This window comes from Nonomuraea sp. NPDC050451 (assembly GCF_044458585.1).
The window spans coordinates 204,834-224,468 of sequence record NZ_JBITHZ010000004.1 but is presented as its reverse complement, the minus strand read 5'-3'; the positions used below and the strand labels follow the sequence as shown (position 1 = coordinate 224,468).

15 protein-coding genes and 1 pseudogene are annotated in these 19,635 nt (G+C 66.6%); 11 read left to right on the top strand and 5 right to left on the bottom strand.

The genetic code is table 11. The features are described 5' to 3' along the window. Positions 1-172 precede the first annotated feature (172 nt). Positions 173-967: an NAD-dependent epimerase/dehydratase family protein gene (locus tag ACIBI9_RS16075; protein ID WP_397222828.1), complete on the bottom strand. Its 795-nt coding sequence runs from the start codon at positions 965-967 to the stop codon at positions 173-175. Positions 968-1,102: 135 nt separating this feature from the next. Between ACIBI9_RS16075 and ACIBI9_RS16070 the strand changes: the two genes are divergently transcribed. The 5 genes from ACIBI9_RS16070 (at position 1,103) to ACIBI9_RS16050 (ending at position 5,940) form a co-directional block, all read left to right on the top strand. Beyond that, entirely contained in the window at positions 1,103-2,410 is a 1,308-nt protein-coding gene (locus ACIBI9_RS16070; protein ID WP_397222827.1) for an extracellular solute-binding protein, read from the top strand. After that, the gene (locus ACIBI9_RS16065) at positions 2,407-3,336 is read left to right on the top strand and encodes a carbohydrate ABC transporter permease (RefSeq protein ID WP_397222826.1); all 930 of its coding nucleotides are present in this window, start codon (positions 2,407-2,409) and stop codon (positions 3,334-3,336) included. The genes ACIBI9_RS16070 and ACIBI9_RS16065 overlap by 4 nt, the downstream gene beginning before the upstream one ends. After that, positions 3,333-4,193, top strand: a complete 861-nt coding sequence (locus ACIBI9_RS16060; protein ID WP_397222825.1) for a carbohydrate ABC transporter permease — start codon at positions 3,333-3,335, stop codon at positions 4,191-4,193. Before ACIBI9_RS16065 ends, ACIBI9_RS16060 begins: the two co-directional genes overlap by 4 nt. Positions 4,194-4,254: 61 nt before the next feature. Further along, entirely contained in the window at positions 4,255-5,022 is a 768-nt protein-coding gene (locus ACIBI9_RS16055) for an IclR family transcriptional regulator (protein ID WP_397222824.1), read from the top strand. 12 nt (positions 5,023-5,034) lie between these two features. After that, positions 5,035-5,940, top strand: a complete 906-nt coding sequence (locus tag ACIBI9_RS16050; RefSeq protein WP_397222822.1) for a 5-dehydro-4-deoxyglucarate dehydratase — start codon at positions 5,035-5,037, stop codon at positions 5,938-5,940. Between the two features lie 872 nt (positions 5,941-6,812). On the opposite strand, the gene ACIBI9_RS16045 is transcribed toward ACIBI9_RS16050, so the two are convergent. Further along, positions 6,813-8,282 carry an aldehyde dehydrogenase (NADP(+)) gene (locus ACIBI9_RS16045; protein WP_397222821.1) on the bottom strand — a complete coding sequence of 490 codons (1,470 nt, stop codon included), beginning with the start codon at positions 8,280-8,282 and terminating at the stop codon, positions 6,813-6,815. A gap of 104 nt (positions 8,283-8,386) precedes the next feature. On the opposite strand from ACIBI9_RS16045, the gene ACIBI9_RS16040 reads away from it, so the two are divergent. From ACIBI9_RS16040 to ACIBI9_RS16030, 3 genes are all read left to right on the top strand, one after another. Then, entirely contained in the window at positions 8,387-9,643 is a 1,257-nt protein-coding gene (locus ACIBI9_RS16040; RefSeq protein WP_397222819.1) for a glucarate dehydratase family protein, read from the top strand. After that, positions 9,640-10,851 carry a hypothetical protein gene (locus ACIBI9_RS16035; protein ID WP_397222818.1) on the top strand — a complete coding sequence of 404 codons (1,212 nt, stop codon included), beginning with the start codon at positions 9,640-9,642 and terminating at the stop codon, positions 10,849-10,851. Before ACIBI9_RS16040 ends, ACIBI9_RS16035 begins: the two co-directional genes overlap by 4 nt. A 117-nt stretch (positions 10,852-10,968) precedes the next feature. Beyond that, complete coding sequence (locus ACIBI9_RS16030; protein WP_397222817.1) at positions 10,969-11,466, top strand: DUF402 domain-containing protein; 498 nt, start codon at positions 10,969-10,971, stop codon at positions 11,464-11,466. 153 nt (positions 11,467-11,619) lie between these two features. Here the strand turns inward: ACIBI9_RS16030 and ACIBI9_RS16025 are convergent, their stop codons facing one another. After that, positions 11,620-12,261, bottom strand: coding sequence for a response regulator (locus tag ACIBI9_RS16025; protein ID WP_397222815.1), 642 nt, complete (start codon positions 12,259-12,261; stop codon positions 11,620-11,622). After that, positions 12,258-13,454 carry a sensor histidine kinase gene (locus ACIBI9_RS16020; RefSeq protein ID WP_397222813.1) on the bottom strand — a complete coding sequence of 399 codons (1,197 nt, stop codon included), beginning with the start codon at positions 13,452-13,454 and terminating at the stop codon, positions 12,258-12,260. Before ACIBI9_RS16020 ends, ACIBI9_RS16025 begins: the two co-directional genes overlap by 4 nt. A gap of 113 nt (positions 13,455-13,567) precedes the next feature. On the opposite strand from ACIBI9_RS16020, the pseudogene ACIBI9_RS16015 reads away from it, so the two are divergent. The 3 genes and pseudogenes from ACIBI9_RS16015 to ACIBI9_RS16005 form a co-directional block, all read left to right on the top strand. Beyond that, positions 13,568-14,221, top strand: a pseudogene (locus ACIBI9_RS16015) (ABC transporter ATP-binding protein); the annotation flags it as partial. A gap of 62 nt (positions 14,222-14,283) precedes the next feature. Then, positions 14,284-15,048, top strand: a complete 765-nt coding sequence (locus tag ACIBI9_RS16010; protein ID WP_397222811.1) for an ABC transporter permease subunit — start codon at positions 14,284-14,286, stop codon at positions 15,046-15,048. Positions 15,049-15,829: 781 nt separating this feature from the next. Further along, entirely contained in the window at positions 15,830-16,606 is a 777-nt protein-coding gene (locus ACIBI9_RS16005) for an ABC transporter permease (protein ID WP_397222810.1), read from the top strand. A 1,303-nt stretch (positions 16,607-17,909) separates the two neighbouring features. On the opposite strand, the gene ACIBI9_RS16000 is transcribed toward ACIBI9_RS16005, so the two are convergent. Beyond that, on the bottom strand, positions 17,910-19,595 hold the full coding sequence (locus ACIBI9_RS16000; RefSeq protein WP_397222809.1) for a ribonuclease J: 1,686 nt from the start codon (positions 19,593-19,595) through the stop codon (positions 17,910-17,912). Positions 19,596-19,635: the final 40 nt, after the last annotated feature.

Sequence of the window (19,635 nt, the reverse complement as noted above, 5' to 3'; positions counted from 1 at the left end):
AGGTTCTTGCAACCGGTTGCCATATACCCTCATAACAACCGCCCCGTAACCCTCCCAGGGCTTTCATCGGCGCGGGACCGCGTCACCACGCCTGGCCCGCCGCACGCCTGTGTGGAGCGGCGACGCCGATGCGGCCGGCCCGGTACGGCAACGGCCGCAAATCAACCAGGGTTTACCAGCGACCCCCCAGCTCGTTGAGGGTGAACACCCCTCCGGCCCGGTTGTGGAGCGGCTCCGAAAGGTCCGGCTCCCCCAGCTCGGCGATGAGCGCCGCAGCCTGGGGTTCGGAGGAGTCGCGGGACTCGTACCCGATGGCCCTGGCCTCCTCCAGCGACCACCACCGCCGCGCGTTGTCCGAGACCCCCCACACCACGTGGTAGCCGGGCGCGGTCAGCGCCGCCTCGATCAGCCGGGCCAGGTCGTCAGGCGAGATCCACGTGGCCAGCCCGCGCGTGTCGCCGGAGGCCTCGTTGCAGGTGCCGAGCCGGACCACGGTGACGTTCATGCCGAACCGGTCGTGGTACAGGCTCCCGAGCGCCTCCATGACGACCTTGCTCACGCCGTAAAAGGTGTCAGGCCGGGGAAAGGCGTAGTCGGGCAGGTCGGAGCCGTCAGCGGGCCGGGTGTGGTAACCGGCCGCGTGGTGGCTGCCCATGAGCACCAACTGCTGGACGCCCTCCTCGCGCGCCGCCTCCAACAGCACTTGCGTACCGTTGATGTTGGCCTGCACTATGTCCGCCCAGGGATGTTCCCGGCTCTGGCCGCCAAGGTGAATCACCGCGTCCACGCCCTTCATCGCCTCGGCCACCGCGGCCGGGTCGGCGAGGTCGGCCGTCACCCACTCCTCGCCGGGGCCTGGCTCGATCGGGTGAAGGTCGGAAAGCCGCAGCGTGCGGCCGTCACGGGCGAGCCGTGGGCGGAGCAGCGTGCCAACTTTCCCAGCGGCTCCGGTCATAAGAATGCGCATGTCTCATGGTGTACACGATTCTGGCCGAAATTCACATCCTTGAATATTGACCGTGAACCATGCAACTAGTTACGTTCACAGCCACGAGTTCAAGTCCACGACTCAAGTCCACGTATGTGAACGGGAGGCGGTCTGATGTCACGTCGTCTGCTGGGGGTCGCGATGACAGCGACCCTGGCCGTAACGCTGACAGGCTGCGGTTCCGGGGGATCAGGTTCAGACAACGCTCTGGAGATCTGGATCAGGCAGGCGCCCGATTCGGACTCCGCCAAGACGGCGGTCAAACTCGCCGACGCATTCACTAAGGCCAGCGGGGTGAAAACGAAAGTCGTCGCGCTTTTCGACGACTTCGAGACCAAGCTGAACCAGCAGGCCGCCCAGAAGAAGCTTCCCGACATTGTGATCAACGACACCGCCCAGCTCGGCAACATGCACTCGCAGGGCTGGCTGCGCGAGGTCGACAAGGCCGCGCTGGCCGGCGGTGACAAGCTGTCCGAGCGCGCGTGGGTGGCCGCCACGGGCAGCGACGGCAAGTTCTACGCCGCCCCGTTCTCGGCCCAGGCCTTCGCGCTGATCGTACGTAAGGACTGGCGCGAGAAGGTCGGCATGGAGCCGCCGAAGACCTGGGAGGACCTGGCCAAGCTGGCGCAGGCGTTCACCGAGAAGGACCCCGACGGCAACGGCCAGGCCGACACGGCGGGCTTCGTCATCCCCGCGGGCACCAAGCGCGGCTACGCCTCCTGGTACGCCTCCTCCCTCATCTACGCCAACGGCGGCGACTTCATCAAGAGCACCGGCGGCGGCCACTTCCAGGCCACGGTCAACGACCCCAAGACCGTGGAAGCCGTCCAGTACCTGCAGGACCAGTTCTGCAAGACCAAGACCGTCAACCCCGGCGCCGTCAGCAACGACACGACCGTCACGCACGAGGTGTTCGAGAAGGGCCAGGGCGGCATCTACCTGGTCGGCCCGTACGTGCTCGCCAGGTTCGTCAAGAGCGTCGGCACCGACAAGATCGAGGTCCTGCCCCTGCCCAAGGGCCCGTCCGGCGGTCCCGGCACCCTCGGCGAGGGCGAGAACGTCTACCTGATGGCCGGCTCCGACCAGCAGGACGCGCAGAAGAAGTTCGCCGAGTTCGCGATCTCCCCTGACGGCCAGAAGATCGGCATGAACAAGGACGCCAACGGCGCCATCGTGCGCCTGCCGGTCAACACGCAGGTCGACATGGCCGCCGAGCGGCAGGATCCGCGCTGGAAGGTGTTCCAGGACTCGTACGCGAACGCCGTCTACGCCCCGCCCGTGCCGAACTGGGCGCCCATCCGCCAGGACTCGGCCGACTCCATCAACGCGGTCTGGGCCGACTGCGCCTCCAACGTCAAGACGGCCATGGACCAGCTCAACACCAAGCTCACCCAGGAACTCCAGAGCCAGAAAGCGTCATGACCTCGACACTGACCGAGGCGCGCAGCCACACGGCGACCCCCCACCGCCGCACCAAGCGGGTGCGGTGGCGGGGGCCGCTGATCGCCTGGCTGTTCCTGGCGCCCGCGCTGCTGCTGTTCCTGTACTTCAAGTTCATCCCGATGTTCGTGGGCCTGTGGAAGAGCTTCTTCAAGGTCCAGACGTTCCTCGGTGACGAGTGGCTGGGCCTGCAGAACTACCAGACGATCATCAGCGACGCCGACTTCGCCGCGGCCATCTGGCACAGCATCCTGCTGGCGCTGGGCACCACGGTCGGCTCGCTCGTCCTGGGTCTGGGATTCGCGCTGCTCATCGAGGGGCCCGCGCGCTACCTGTGGTTCGTGCGCACCGCGGCCTTCCTGCCCGTCGTCACCACGATGGCGGCCGTGGCCGAGGTGTGGCGGATCATGTTCCACCCGGCCGACAGCGGGATGCTGAACGTCATCATCGGCTGGGCCGGCATCGATCCCCAGCCGTGGCTGGCCAGCGAGCACTCCTCCCTGTGGTCGATCATGCTGATGAGCATCTGGCGCGGCACCCCGTACGACATGATGATCTTCCTGGCCGGGCTGGTCGGCGTCGACCGCACGCTCTACGAGGCCGCGGCCGTGGACGGCGCGTCCACCTGGCACCGGCTGCGGCACATCACGCTGCCCGCCCTGCGGCCGGTGTTCTGGATCCTGTTCACGCTGGCCGCCATCCGCGGGCTGCGGGTCTTCGTCGAGGTGTACGTCCTGACGAACGGCGGTCCGAACGGGTCGTCCGAGGTGCTGATGACGCTGATCTACAAGCTCGGGTTCCAGAAGAACGACCTGGGCGTGGCGTCGGCGGGCGGGATCGTGCTGTTCCTGGCCACGCTGGTGCTCACGCTGGTCGCGCAGATGTTGCGCAGGAGGCAGGCGACATGAGGTTCGACAGCGCTCTGGGGCTGGAGTCGCGCAAGGGGCCTCTGGCCGTCGGCGGAAAGGTCCTGATTTATGGCTTCATGGTGGTGGTTTTCACCGGGCCGCTGGTCGGGCTGCTCGTCAGCGCCTTCAGCAAGACGCTCGACCCCACCTCCTTCTCCCTGTGGCCGGACGAGTTCACGCTGGAGAACTTCGTCCAGGCCAAGGAGAAGAACGTCTACCTCTACCTGCTGAACTCCTTCATCGTCGTGGGCTTCGGCCTGCTGCTGCAGATGCTGGTGAGCGTCTTCGCCGCGTACTCGCTGGCCCGCAAGAAGTTTCGTGGCATGACGTTCGTGCTGCTGCTCATGCTCACCACGATGATGCTGCCCGAGGAGATCATCGCGATCCCCCTCTCGCTGGTCCTGGCCGACATGCCGCTGCTGCACCTGAACCTCATCGGCACGTACGCGGGCATGATCCTGCCGGTCGGCGCCTGGGGCTTCTCCATCCTGGTCATGACCGAGTTCATGAAGGAGGTGCCGGTCGAGCTGGAGGAGGCCGCGCGCATCGACGGCGCGGGTGAGATGCGGATCTTCGCCACCATCATCCTGCCGCTGTGCCGCCCCGCGCTCGGCGTGATCGGGGTGTTCGGCTTCACGATGATCTGGGACCAGTACCTGCTGCCCCTGATCGTCGCACCCGAGTCCAGCATGTGGACGCTGCCCATCGCGCTGCGTTCGCTCCGCTCCGACGAGGAGGTGGGGATCGGCGTGCTGCTGGCCGCCTCGCTGCTGGCGCTGCTGCCGTCGATCATCGCGTTCCTGGCCTTCCAGCGGCAGTTCATGCGCGGTCTGACAAGCGGTGCCATCAAGGGTTAAGTGTCCATGTATCTGGACGCTATCCCATATCCTGGATGTCGAACCCGCAGCAGTAGATGGGATGAGTATGGAGCCTCAGCTGGTCAAGTCCGCGGAACGGACGGTGCGCATCCTGGAGGCCCTGGCCGACTCGCACGACAGCCTGACGCTGTCGGAGCTGCAGCAGCGCACCGGGTTCCCGCGCAGCAGCCTCCACGCACTCATGCGGACGCTGGTCGAGCTCAACTGGGTCGAGACCGACTCGGCCAGATCCGCGTTCGGGATCGGGCCGCACGCGCTGCTCACCGGCACCGCGTACCTCGACAAGGATCCCGCGCTGCCGTTCGCGCAGGAGACCTTGGAGGACCTGCGGGCAGAGATCGGCCAGACCGCCCATTTCGCCCGCCGGGACGGCGCGCACGTGCTCTACCTGGCCACCCGCGAGTCACGCGAGGCCGACCACGTGATCCCCAGAGTGGGCCGGCGCCTGCCCGCCCACGTCACGGCGCTCGGCCAGGTCCTGCTCGCCCAGCTCACCGACGACGAGGTCATGGCCATCCTGCCCGACCCGCTGTCCTCGCTCACCGACCACACCATCACCGACCTGAACAAACTGACCGGCGAGCTCGACCAGGTCCGCACCCGCGGCTGGGCGTACGAACGCGAGCAGGGCACGCCCGGCCTGGCCTGCGTGGCCGTGGCGGTCGACTACCGCATCCCGGCCACGGACGCGATCAGCTGCTCGATGCCCGCGAGGCTGGCGCCCGCCGAGATCGAGCGGATCACCGAGGCAGTGATCAAACACACCCGCAAGCTGGCTGCCACTCTTCGCAGGGAGGGCATCCGCTAGAAAGGACCGTCGATGCGGCTGGATGGTGTTCTCTTCTTCCCCGTGACCCCCTTCGGAGCCGATGGCGACCTCACCGAACCCGCGCTGGCCCGGCACGTCGCCGACGGAGTCGCGGCAGGAGCGGGAGGAGTGTTCACCGCGTGCGGCACCGGTGAGTTCAACGCCCTCGACCTCGACGAGTACACCCGGGTGGTGGGCGTCTCCGTCGCCTCCACCGCGGGCCGCGTCCCCGTCTTCGCGGGTGCCGGCGGCCCGCTGCCCGCCGCCAAGGCCATCGCCCGCGCGGCCGCCGCCCAGGGTGCCGACGGGCTGCTGCTCATGCCTCCCTACCTGGTCAGCGGCCCGCCCTCCGGTCTGGTGAGGTACGTACGCGAGGTGGCCGCGACCGTCGACCTGCCGATCATCATCTACCAGCGCGGCACGGCCCGCTTCACCCCCTCAGCCGTCGCCGAACTCGCCGAGGTGCCCAACATCGTCGGCTTCAAGGACGGGCTGGGCGACTTCGACCTGCTGCAACGGATCATCCTCACCGTCCGCCGGTCCACCGACAAGGACTTCACCTTCTTCAACGGCCTCCCCACCGCCGAACTGACCGTCCCCGCCTACCGCGGCCTCGGCGTGAACCTGTACTCGAGCGCGGTGTTCGCATTCGCACCCGAGATCTCGCTGGCTTTCTACAAGGCGGTGACGGGCGGGGACGAGGTGCTGACGCAGCGGCTGCTGACCGACTTCTACCTGCCGCTGGTAGAACTCCGGGACCTCGTACCTGGCTACGCGGTCTCGCTGGTGAAGGCGGGGGCGCGGTTGCGGGGGGTGGAGGTCGGAGGCGTCCGCCCACCCTTGATGGACCCGACTCCCGAGCACACGGCATCCCTCGAACGCATCATCATCAGAGGCCTATCCCTAGCCGGCGCCTAACCCACCCAAGCGCCAACCCACCCCAAAACCGACACCCACGCCCATCCCAAACGACGCCCAGCCCTAACCAACGCCCAACCCAAACCAACGCCTGACCTCATCTCAAAACCGACGCCCGCCTTCACCCCCAAGCCAACGCCACCCCTCCGGCCCCAAACCAACGCCTAACCCCAACTCAAAGCCCGACACCCGGCCCCATCCCAAGCAGCGCCCACCCCACCGCAAACCAACGCCTGCCCTCGCCTCAAGCCAACGCCTGGCCTCATCTCAAAACCGACGCCCACTCCTGGCCTCAAGCCGACGGCCTCCCGCCCTCCCGGCCGGCCGGCCTCAAGCCGACGGCTAACCCCCACCCCAAACCGACGGCTAACCCGCCCAAAACCGGTTCCGGCAGGCGGCCGCGCCCAAGAGCCAGCGCCCAACCCCCGGCTCCAAAACCGACGCCCAACCCACCTCAAAGCCAGCGCCTGATTCCCGGCCCAGCCCAAGACCGACGCCCAACCCCACCCAGAGCCAGCGCCTGACCCCCGCCCCAGCCCAAGACCGACACTCAACCCCACCCAGAGCCAGCGCCTGACCCCCGCCCCAGCCCAAGACCGACGCCCAACCCCACCCAGAGCCAGCGCCCAGCCCTCACCTCACCCCGAAGCCGACGGCTAGCTCACACCCCAAGCCAACACCCGCCCCCAGCCAACCGGGCCCAGCCCCATCGCCACGCCGTCGCCCATGGCCGTCACTGGACCCACGACCGACCAGCCAGCCCCCCAGCTGGCCAGTCAGCCGCACGAACCATCGCCACGAGCCCCCGACAACCGGCACCACCTCGCCGTCAGCCCGCGACCACCATCACCCCACTTCCGGGAGTGACCCGTTCACACCTCCAGACGACCGTCAACCCTCCGCGGAACGGACAGCGGGTTGTCGTCCTTGAGCTCGTCCGGCAGCAGCGCCTCCGGCCAGTCCTGGTACGCCGTCGGCGCCAGCCACCGATCGATCGCCGTCGCCCCGACAGAGGTAGTCGTCGTGGTCGCGGCAGGCCAAGGACCGCCGTGCTGCATCGCCCAGCACACGGCCACTCCGGTCGGCCACCCGTTCCAGATGAGCCGGCCGGCCTTCCTCCCCAGCACCTCGACGACCTCGCCGGCCTCGTCCGGATCGGTGCCGTGGACGGTCGCGGTCAGCGACCCTTCCAGCCGCTCAAGCACAGGCCGCAAATCGGAAATTTCCCGATACGTCACCACGATCGACGCCGGCCCGAAGCACTCCTCCGCGATCCGCGGCAGCTTCTCCTCGAACGTGTCGAGATCGGTGGTGAACACCTTGGGAGTGACCGCCCAGCTCCCCTCCCCAGGCTTGCCCTCGGCCAGCAACTGCAGCTCGCCCAGCCGCTCGACACCGCCGAGGTACCCGTCCCTGATCCGCTCGGCCAGCATCGGACCACCGCTGGTCCCCTCGACCGCCTCGGCCAGAGCCTTGCGCAGTTCGTCACCCTCGGGCACGAACATGAGCCCGGGGTTCGTGCAGAACTGCCCGACCCCCAGCGTCAGCGACCCGGCGAACCCCGTGGCGACGTCCTTGGCCGGCGCGGAGGGCAGCACGACGACGGGGTTGACACTGCCCAGCTCGCCGTAGAACGGGATCGGCACCTCCCGCTCGTCGATCAGGCGCTGGATCGCCTTGCCCCCGGCCACGGACCCGGTGAACCCGGCCGCGACCACCCCGGGGTGCTGCACCAGATCGATCCCCGCCTGCATGCCCTGCACCAGACCCAGCAGGTCCGGGTACGGCAGCGCGTCACGAACGATCTTCGCCACCCGCTCGGAGGTGTTCGGGTGCCCGGGGTGCGCCTTGACGACCACCGGACATCCCGCCGCCAGCGCGGACGCCGTGTCACCGCCGGCCACCGAGAACGCGAACGGGAAGTTGCTGGCCGAGAACACGGCGACGACGCCCGGCAGCGCGTGCTTCATCCGCCGCACGTCGGGCCGGGGCGGCGTGAGCGAGGCATCCGCATGATCGATGATGGCCTCGACGTAACCACCGTCCCTGAGGACCTGGGCGAAGAGCCGGAACTGTCCCGCCGTACGCCCGACCTCGCCGCGCAGCCGTACCTCGCCGAGCGCGGTCTCCTGGTCGGCGAGCTGCCACAGCTCGTCCACGTGCGCGGTGAGCGCGTCGGCGACGGCCTCGAGCGCGAGCGCCCGCTCAGCCGCCGGAGTCGCCCGCCAGGCGGCGCCGGCGGCGGCCGCGGCGGAAACGATCAAGTCGACCCCGGCACTGTCGGTCTCCGGCAGTGCGGCGCCAACGGTCTCGCCGGTCCTGGGGTCGTGTCCGTAGATCATCGAAAGGCCCTTCCGAGCTTGACACTTCTTCAGCTTGATTCTTACAGTTGCGGCAACTTGTCCACAAATCTGGCTATTGTTCACATATCTGGACGGCGGTCTAAATGATCATCAGACAGATCTACGTCACCCCTGTCGCCTTCCGGGATCCGCCACTTCTGAACGCCGCCGGAGTCCACGAGCCGTGGGCCCTCCGTACCATTGTCGAGGTCGTCACCGATGAAGGCCTGACCGGGTTGGGGGAGACCTACGGGGACCACGAGCACCTGGGCAAGGTGCGCGAGTGCGCGCAGGCCCTGATCGGCCTCGACGCGCACGCCACGAACACGATGTACGCCCGGATCAGCGCGATCGTCGGCCACACGGTGACCGATCTGCACGGACTGACCGGTGCCGCCACCAAGGAGAAGAGCATCGACCGGGCCTTCTCCCCCTTCGAGGTGGCTTGCCTCGACATCCAGGGCAAGGCGGCCGGTGTCCCGGTGAGCGACCTGTTGGGCGGCCGTGTCCGGGATGCGGTGCCGTACAGCGCGTACCTCTTCTACAAGTGGGCGGGCCACCCCGGCCAGGACCCCGACCGGTTCGGCGCAGCCTTGGACGAATCGGGTGTCGTAGAACAAGCGGCCCTCCTCATCAAGGAATACGGCTTCGAGTCCATCAAGCTCAAAGGCGGCGTCTTCCCTCCCGACCAGGAAATAGCCGCGATCCGCGCGCTTCATGAGGCGTTCCCCGGGGTGCCCCTCCGGCTGGACCCGAACGCCGCCTGGACGGTCGAGACCTCGATCCGCGTGGGCCAGGAGCTGGAAGGCACCCTCCAATACCTGGAGGACCCCACTCCCGGCATTTCCGGCATGGCGGAAGTGGCCGCCGCCGTCCCCATGCCACTTGCCACGAACATGTGCGTGGTCACCCATGAACACCTCCCTCCCGCCATCGCATCCCGCGCGATCGGCGTACTCCTCCTGGACCACCACTACTGGGGCGGCCTCGTACGTTCCGCGCACGTCGCCACCTTGTGCGACACATTCGGCCTGGCGCTGTCCATGCACTCCAACTCCCATCTCGGGATCAGCCTGGCCGCCATGACCCATTTGGCCGCCGCCACACCGAACCTCACGTTCGCGTGCGACACGCACACCCCCTGGCAGGATGGCCAGGACGTCGTCGCGCCCGGCGTCCTGCGCTTCGTGAACGGCGCCGTTCCCGTGCCCACCGGCCCCGGACTCGGCGTCGAGCTCGACCGCGACGCACTGGCCGTCATGAACGAGCAGTACGAGAAGTGCGGGATCTCCGCCCGTGACGACACGAGTTACATGCAACGCTTCGAGCCCACCTTTTCCTCAAGGAGACCGCGCTGGTGAACGTGGCCTACGTCTACCCCTGGGACATCGTCGGCGACCCCTCCGCCCCCGACCGTCTGGCCGGCCTGGGCGTGGAGGCGGTGGCTCTGGCAGCGAGCTACCACTCGACGAGAGCGGCCACGCCTTACCACCCGTCCCACCGCGTACTCGACGTTCCCTATCCGGCCTTCTACCTCCCGATCCGCCCGTCGTCCTGGTCCCGCCTGGTCCCCGCGAGCCCCACCTGGACTCCGGAGGACGCGTACCTCCAGGCCCGAGACGCTCTGAAGGCGGTCGGCCTCCAGGTGCACGCCTGGACCGTCCTGACTCACAACTCCCACCTGGGCACCGCGAATCCCGACTTGGTCGTACGCAACGCCTTCGGCGACCCGTATCCGTACTCGCTCTGCCCCGCTCACGAGGACGTCCTTGAGTACTGCGAGCACCTGGTCGAGGAGATCCTCACGGTAGGCGAGCCGGACGGCCTCATCCTGGAGGCCTGCGGCCCGATGGGCTTCGGCCACCAGAGTGTCCATGAGAAGACCTCCGGTGCGGATTGGACACCCGCCGACTCAGACCTCCTCTCCCTGTGCTTCTGCACGGCCTGCGCCGACCACTACCCGGCAGCCACCCGAGACAGAGTCCGCGCCGCCATAGACCGCACCCACCCCGCGCACCCCCCAGCAACAACTCACTCCGCACAATCCATTTCCACGACCCATGCCGGCACCACCACGGTCGGCACCACGCCTCCCAGCACTCAACCACTCACGATCGAAGAGGCTCTCGGCGAGCTGACCGACGAGGTACGCGCCGTTCGCGTAGACCTGTCCGACTCTCTCCGCCACCGCCTGATCGCCGTCGCCCGTAGGACCGCCCCCAACACGCCCATCACCCTGCACGCCAACCCGAACCCCTGGGCAGCCGGCGCCTTCGCGCCACTGCCGTCAGGCGAACCGGGAGCAGACGTGCTGGTGGCCAACTGCTGGGGCGAACCCGCCACGGACGCCACCCGCCTCGCCGAGCTCAAGGACCTGTCGACCCCCGGCCAGCGAATTGGCGCCTACGTCCTGGCCCTGCCCCCTCGCCCGGCCGACGCCACGGTCCTCGCCGACCAGCTCCGTACGTACGCCAAGGCAGGCGCGACCGAGTTCCACCTGTACCACGCCGGCCTGGCCTCCCCACAGCGCCTGGCCGCCATCACAGAGGCCCTACGCCAGCACGCATAATGCGACAAACCCAGCCACCCGAACTCCCACCGAGAACCGAACTCCACAAACAGGGCCCTGCGCAATGCGTAGGGCCCTGAGTCCTGCAGCCCACGCATCCCGGATAAGTTGCCACACGTGACCGATGTGCGAATTGTGTACCGAAAGTACGGCGGAGCGCTGCACTGGAACCACCCCGGCCGGCTGCTGGGCGAGGACGAACACGGAGTCTGGGCGGAAGTCCCCGGCGGCACCCTCGCCCGCAAGGGCGAGGGCCCACCGGTCACGTGGGAGAGTACTGCGATCATGCTATTCCCTCGAAACGCCTGGTGGACTGCGTCCTTCAACACACCACCCCATCGAGCCGAGATCTACGTCGACGTCACGACCGTGCCCGAGTGGAGAGACGGCGAGGTGACGATGCTCGACCTCGATCTCGACGTGATCAGGATGCGAGACGGCCGGCTCATACTCGACGACGAAGACGAATTCGCCGAACATCAGGTCCTTCTGAGCTATCCCCCCGAGCTCATCACCCAGGCAGAAACCACTGCACGCTGGCTACTCGACGCAGTAGGTCGCAGAAAGGGCCCATTCGACGGCGCCCACCTCGAATGGCTCGCCAGAACAACCTGATCACCTCAACCCACTCACCCCGCCAAACCTTATGGCGTCACCCAAGGCCGCCGAGACCTCAGCCGATTCCTCAACAAGGCCGCCAATATCGATCCAACAAAACGCTGACAGCTCCAACATTAACGCCGCGAATGGGCGCCGGTGCGCGCAAATTCAACCTGCAGCAGAAACGAGTCCGCTCTCATACGCCGCGATAACAAGCTGCGCCCGATCCCGAGCCTCCAACTTGGCCAGCAACCGGGTGATATGAGTCTTCACTGTAGCCAAACTGACCTGAAGATATTCCGCGATCTCCCCATTGGCCAAGCCTCGCGCGATCAACATCAGGACCTCACGCTCCCGATCCGTAACCCCGTCCAACCCCTTCACCCGAGGCAGAACGGGTGTACGCGTGAATTCCTCAATCAATCTACGCGTAACCGTAGGCGCCAGCAGCGCCTCCCCATTCGCGACCACGCGGATAGCGGCGAGCAGATCCGCAGGCGGCGTGTCTTTCAGCAGGAATCCGCTGGCCCCCGCCCGCAATGCATCATAGACGTAAGAATCGAGGTCGAACATCGTCACCACAAGCACTCGCGAAACATCCCGAAGGCGCCGAGCGGCCTCGATCCCATCCATTTCAGGCATTCGAACGTCCATAAGCACGACATCCGGCCGCTGCTCCAAAGCAACGGTAACAGCCTCCACCCCAGTGGCCGCCTCACCGACAACAACCAGATCCGGCTCTGAGTCCACCAGCACTCGAAAACTTCCCCTGAGCAACGCCTGATCATCGGCAATAACCACCCGGATCACGAGACCTCCTCATAGGGCAGTTCGGCGAAAACACGAAACCCCCGCCCAGAAAGGCGTCCGGCTTCAAACGTCCCGCCGTACATCATGACCCGCTCCCGCATCCCGATCAGACCATGCCCGGTGCCGGCAGCGGACGACGTGCGACTGCCCGTCCCGTCGTCCACCACCTCGATCCGTACTTTCTTGCCATCGGCCACCACGGACACCCAGCAGCGAGCGCGCGCGGCATGTTTGATGACATTCGTCAGCGCTTCCTGCACAATGCGATAAACCGACAGCCCCACGCCCTCAGGCATCCGGCCTCGCCTCTCGAGCTTCCCTTCTCCACCTTCTTTGCCGTTCCCGATCCGTACCTCGAGCCTGACCTCGACACCCGCCAGCCGAGCCTGCGCCACCAGCCCCTCGATCCCCGCCAGACCAGGTGCGGGAACAAGGTCGGGCTTGGACGAAGATCGAAGCACACCGAGCAAATAGCGCATCTCAACCAGCGCGCTCCGGCTGGCCGTCTCGATCACACGCAGCGCGTCATGCGCTTCGTCCGGCCTGGTCGCCATCACGTGATTGGCCACGCCGGCCTTGACGGCGATTAATCCCACGCTGTGCGTGACCACATCGTGCAGCTCGCGAGCGATCCGTAAACGCTCCTCCGTCACCGCCTGCGCCGCTAACCGCTCGGCGTCGCGGGCGGCGTAGAGCCTGCGCTCCTGCACGGCCCGACCGACCGTCCAAGCGCCGCCCAGCGCTGCGATCCCCATGAGTGGCTGGTCAAGATGCAACAGCCATCCTGGAGCGGTGTCACTCGGTGCGCCTGCTACAGCCAGGCCGAGAACCGTGACCAGGCTCAACCCGCCGATGGCCGACGTCGGGACCACAGCCCCGAACCTGTCGGAGAGGGCGACTATATAAAGCGCGTACGCGGGCGCCAGGTAGGCGAACCCCACGGCGTCGACCAGCGCGGCGAAGATGGCGACCACAAACGTGAAGCAGAAGACGGGCAGGGGCCACAGTCTTCGCAGCGCCAGCGGCAGCCCCAGCCAGAGAGGGATAGCGATCCTCATCCAGGGCGGCAGCGCGATGGCGTTCACCGCCACCGTGAAAGAAACAAAGGCAAAGCACATCCCCGCCGCCAGATCGAGCATGATCAGCTGGCCACGGCTCAATCGCCTGGCGAAGAAGGGATGGGTGTCGTCCACGCGTTGAACGGTAGCCGCTGCGACGGCCTCCTCACGTCAACCCAGGGTCTGACCTTGAGATTCGAACCGTGGTCCGACGCGCCGGCGGCCCGCCGTCCCGCATTCTTTACGGCGTGATCGAACTCCAGCACCTCACGAAGCGCTACGGCGGCACCCTCGCCGTGGACGACCTGTCGTTCAAGGTCGAGCCGGGTCACGTCACCGGCTTCCTCGGCCCTAACGGCGCGGGCAAGTCCACCACGATGCGCCTGATCCTCGGTCTCGACGCCCCGACCTCCGGCCAAGCGCTGGTCAACGGGCGCCGATACACGTCGATCGCCAAGCCGATGCACGAGGTGGGCGCCCTCCTCGACGCGGGTGCCGTCCACGGCGGCCGCAGCGCCTACAACCACCTTCTGTCCCTGGCCCGCACCAATGACATCGGCCCCAGGCGAGTGGCCGAGGTGCTCGACCAGGTCGGCCTGGCACGCGTGGCCCGAAAACGGGTGGGCGGGTTCTCACTCGGCATGAAACAGCGGCTCGGCATAGCGTCGGCACTGCTCGGCGATCCGGCCGTGTTGATGTTCGACGAGCCGGTGAACGGCCTGGATCCAGATGGCGTGCGCTGGATCCGCGACCTCATGCGTTCTCTGGCCGCCGAAGGGCGCACGATCCTGCTCTCCAGCCATCTGATGAGCGAGATGGCCCTCACCGCCGAGCGCATCATCATCGTGGGCCGCGGCAAGCTGATCACCGAAGCCACCGTCGCGGAGTTGACAGCGCGCTACCCCTCGCTCGAAGACGCCTACATGGCCCTGACCGCCGGCAGCGTGCAGTACGGAGCGTCCCGATGAAAGCGGCCCTCTCTGCCGAATGGCTAAAGCTGCGCTCAGTGACCTCCACCTACCAGACGCTGGGTACGGCGGCCCTCACAGTGCTCCTGGGTGTGGCGTGGACCCTCTATGTGAGCAGTCTGGCCGAGGAGCGGGGCGAGCTGCGGGCAGCGGCCCCAGAGCAGGGCTTTCTTCCGCTCGTCCAGATCAGCCTGGCGGTGCTGGGCGTGCTCACGATCACCTCCGAGTACGCCACGGGGTCGATTCGCCCCAGCCTGATCGCCATCCCCAACCGCGGCACATTACTTCTGGCCAAGGCCGGCATCGTCGGCCTGGCCACGTTGACAACCGCGAACGCGGTCCTCCTGGTCACCTATTCGGCGAGCCGCTTGATAGCGAGTGGTCACGAGCTGGGCTTCAACAACACCTCGATCATCGACGACCTCCCAATGCTGCTCGCGTCCGGCCTGTCGGTGAGCGCCCTGGCATTGGTAGGCCTCGGCCTCGGCACCGCGATCCGCTCAACAGCAGGAGCAATCGTCTCGATCGTGGCACTTCTGTTCGTGCTACCGGGTGTCGTCAACTACCTGCCCCCACCCTGGAACACCCGCGTGGCCACACTCCTCCTACCGAACCTCGTCCCCCAAATAGCCGACCAGCGTCTCTCCTCGCGCTTGGGCGACGGGCTCCTGCCTCCCTGGGCCGCACTAGCCGCCCTCCTCGCCTACCCCCTCGTTGCCCTCGCCATCGGCTACTACCAACTCAACCGAAGAGACGTCTGAGTCCTCCCTTCCCTTTCCAGGACGAACACCCCCAGACACCAGTAGCCAACGAGACAACCACCCATACACCGCCATTAAGCCCAAAACCAACGGTCGTGGGCCCCCGCTGGAACCGAAAACCCCCAGGAACATCCGGCACCGTGACACGAGCATCCCCCACGACACGATCGAGCAGCCCCAGACGCACTTTCACCGCAGAAGCGCGGGCAGCGAAGTCGCCCGCTGGAGTGCGGACAGCGAAGCCGCTCTCACCACCGGACCGCGGACAGCTAAGCCCGCCCTTACTACTGGAGCACGGACAGCAAAGCCCGCTCTCACCACACGAGCAGCCAGTTATATGAACGCTCCCGCCACAAGGATGCATAACCGTTCAGCACCCCTGCACCCAGAACCAAGAACCAACGTCCATGCATGCTCCAGCCGCAGCAACAACGCAAACGAGCACGCTTTCGCCTCACCAAGGGACGCTTGTACGAGCATCCCTCAGCAGCGGGAAGATCCACTTGCGTGAGCGTTTCCCAGCGGGGCGGCGGCATGCTCTCACTCAAGCGCCTTCAGTAAGCGCCATAACGACGGGCACACGACCGCCCTCACCATCACCTAACCGAATGTTCCCGCACCCACAGCAAAGGCCCTCGGAACGCAAGGCCGCACGAACGTTCACGCCTCAAGAACAGGCATAACGAAGAATTTCCCCTATGAACGGACCAATCCCCATGAAAACACTCATCCGAAGAATGGGTACCCGCATGGGCATCCTCAGCTCGGAGCGGACGGAAGCATGAGCGTTCTTACCTCGGAATGGCTGAAGGTCCGTTCCCTCCGCTCGACGCACCTGATTCTCGGGCTCAGCCTCGGCACGGTCCTCTTGGGATTCGCGCTCGCCATGATGGCCGCCAATATGTACGACACCGCCCCCGCCGCCCAGCGACCCAGCGCCCGGATCGCGGACCTGGAGGAGGTGATCGTGATCGTGCCCCAACTGTGCATGGGCATCCTGGGCACGCTTGTCATCACCTCCGAATACGTGACCGGCTTGATCAGAACGAGCTTGACCATCGTCCCGCGCCGTTGGCCCGTACTCGTCGCCAAATCCGCCATTGTCGGCGCGCTGGGCCTGATCGTCGGCTTGGTGACGGCCTTCGGCACCTACTTCGTCACCCGATGGGTGCTGGGCGACCGCTTCTCCGGCGCGTACACCGACGCTTTTACGGACCGACTGCCGCTCCTCATTGCCATCAGCCTCACGGTGCCCACGTTTGCACTGCTCGGCTTGGGCTTGGGCGCGCTCTTCCGCTCAGCCGCCGCCTCGATCGCCACCTTGGCCGGCCTCGTCTACGTGATCCCCATGATCATCGGCAACATCCCGGAGCCATGGAGTGAACGCCTCGGGTCGGTGATGATCGGCGCACTTCCCCGCGAGATCACTGGCGACCTCATCACCACGTCGGTATATGGCTCCCTCCTATCTCCCGTAGCGGCCGCCGCCGTGCTGGTCGCGTACGCGGTGTTCCCATTGGCGGTGGCCATGTGGCTGGTAGGCCGGAGGGACGCCTGAGATGTCCGCCGTGGAGCCTTTGATGCGACCGCCCCATCACCAACCAGGCCGAGCGCCACTTCCCGCCTCAGACGCACCTGGCAACTCATCCGCCGCATCATCGGTCTCCCAGAGGTACGCCGCAACACTGTCGCGGCGGCACCCACAGGACAAGCAATCGGGCCCGTTCACCGAACGCGGAGGCGCCAGCAGGATCCATCGGCTCACCGCCTCCCGGCAAACCGAAAAGGACCAGTCGTCAGCAATATGCGATCCGACCGGCGCGCGCCGACGCCCTGCCGCACGCAAAAGCCCCAAGACAACTCAACCGCGTTTTACGGCGAGCAACATCCAGCGAATCGGGTCGCCCGCAGCACCGTCGACCCTTCGCAGGCATGGCTCCTGCGGCCCCATGGGGCGCCCATCAGCATCAAAGCCACCAGTCCCGTTCACGAGTGGCAAGGACAGCGAGTCCTTCAGCCCACCAGCGGCCCCCACAACGGCGAACGATGCCACACCATCCAAACCAGCTGCGTCCGCTCAACCAACAGCGAGCACAACAAACCCCTCAACCCACCAGCAGCCACCCACAACGGCAAACGACGCCACACCATCCAAACCAGCTGCGTCCGCTCAACGGACAGGGAGGACAACAAACCCTCAGCCCACCAGCAGCCGCCCTGAACGGCGATGGCACCGAACCATCGACACCGCCTGCGCCCGCTCAGAGGGACAGCGATGCCAAGTCCCACAAACCACTAGAGGCCACACCGAAGGACGAGACCGCCAAAAACCTCAGATGACCGGCACCCGCCCCGGAGGGCGAGACCACCAAACAACACTGACGACCAGCACCCACCTCGAAGGGCAACCTTGCCGGAACCGGCAGACCACCGGCACCCCAGAGAGACAACAGCACCGAATCGTCGACGCCAGTAGTGCTCACCCGAAGACGCGAAGGCATCGAATTGCCCAGCCTTCCATAGGCCTCCCAAAGGAGCAGGCGACACGGTCGGATGCCCGTCCCACACCTGCCCCTTCCGTAGACCTCCCGAAGGAACACGCGACACGGGCGGACGCCCGCCCCACACCTATCCCTTCCGTAGACCTCCCGAAGGAACACGCAACGCGACCGGACGCCCGCCCCCCGCCTGCCCCTTCCGTAGACCTCCGGAAGGAACACGCGACACGGGCGAGCACCCGTCCCACGCCTATCCCTTCCGTAGACCTCCCGAAGGAGCACGCAACGCGACCGGACGCCTGCCCCACGCCTGCTTCCCCAGGGGTACGGCAGGCGAACGCGCCTGCCGTACCGTGGGAAAGCTCAGACCTCGAGGACTACAGGGATGATCATGGGACGGCGGCGATAGGTGTCGCTTACCCAGCGTCCCACCGTACGGCGGACCACCCGCCGGATCTCCTGCATGTCGACCACCCCGTCTGCGGCCTTCTCTTCGAGGGCTCGCTCGATCTGCGGGATGAACACCTCGAACTGGGCTGGATCGATGCCGGAACCACGCGCGTGGATCTCGGGGCCGGCGGTGAGCTTGCCCGTGTTGGAGTCGACCACGACGACCACCGAGATGAACCCCTCGTCGCCGAGGATCCTGCGGTCCTTCAGCGAGGTGTCGGTGATCTCGCCGACCGAAGTGCCGTCGACGTAGACGTATCCGGCGTGAACCGCACCGACGATCTTCGCTCGGCCGTCGACCAGGTCCACCACGACGCCGTCCTCGGCGATCACGATGTGGTCCTCGGGCACGCCCGTGAGGGCGGCCAACTTGGCGTGCGCACGCAAATGACGCCACTCACCGTGAACGGGCATGAAGTTCGACGGGCGGGTCAGGTTGAGCACGTACAGGAGCTCGCCGGCGGCCGCGTGGCCGGAGACGTGCACCTTGGCGTTGCCCTTGTGCACGACGCGGGCACCCCACCTGCTCAGCCCGTTGATCACCTTGTTGACCGCGGTCTCGTTCCCCGGAACCAGCGACGAGGCCAGGAGTACGGTGTCCCCCTCGGCGATGCGGATCGGGTGATCGCGGTTGGCCATCCTGGACAGTGCGGCCATGGGCTCGCCTTGGGAGCCGGTGCAGATGAGCACCACGTCCTGCGGCGGCCACTCCTCGATGTCGCGCGAGTCGACGATCAGCTCCGGCGGCACCTTGAGATATCCCAGGTCGCGGGCCACGCCCATGTTGCGCACCATCGAACGTCCGACCAGGGCCACCTTGCGGCCGTGCTTGGCGGCGGCGTCCATCACCTGCTGAATGCGGTGCACGTGCGAGGCGAAACTGGCCACGATGACCCGCTGTTCGGAGGTGCGGATGACCTCGTCGATGACCGGCCCGATCTCGCGCTCGCTGGTGACGAACCCTGGTACTTCGGCGTTGGTCGAGTCGGACATCAGCAGGTCGACGCCCTCAGTGCCGAGCCTGGCGAAACCGCCGAGGTCGGTGAGGCGGCCGTCGCTCGGCAACTGGTCCATGCGGAAGTCGCCGGTGTGCAGGACTATGCCCGCAGGCGTCCTGATGGCGACGGCCAGCGCGTCGGGGATCGAGTGGTTGACCGCGAGGAACTCGCAGTCGAACGGCCCGAAGGTGTGCCGTTCACCCTCGACGACCTCGAGCTTGGTCGGTTGGATCCTGTGCTCGGTCAGCTTGGCCTCGATCAGGGCAAGCGTGAGCCTCGATCCGATGAGCGGGATATCGCGCCGCTCGCGCAGCAGGTATGGCACCGCCCCGATGTGGTCTTCGTGGGCGTGCGTGAGTACCACGGCTTCGACGTCGTCGAGCCGATCTCTGATGTATTCGAAGTCGGGCAGGATGAGGTCGACACCCGGCTGATCGGGCTCGGGGAAGAGCACCCCGCAGTCGACGATCAGCAGGCGGCCGTCGTATTCGAAGACGGCCATGTTCCTGCCGATCTCCCCCAACCCGCCGAGCGCGACGATGCGCAAGCCGCCGTCAGGCAGCACCGGCGGGGGACCAAGCTCAGGATGCGGATGGCTCATGCCTGGCCCCCACGGTCAGTTCGTGTTCTCAAAACTCCCG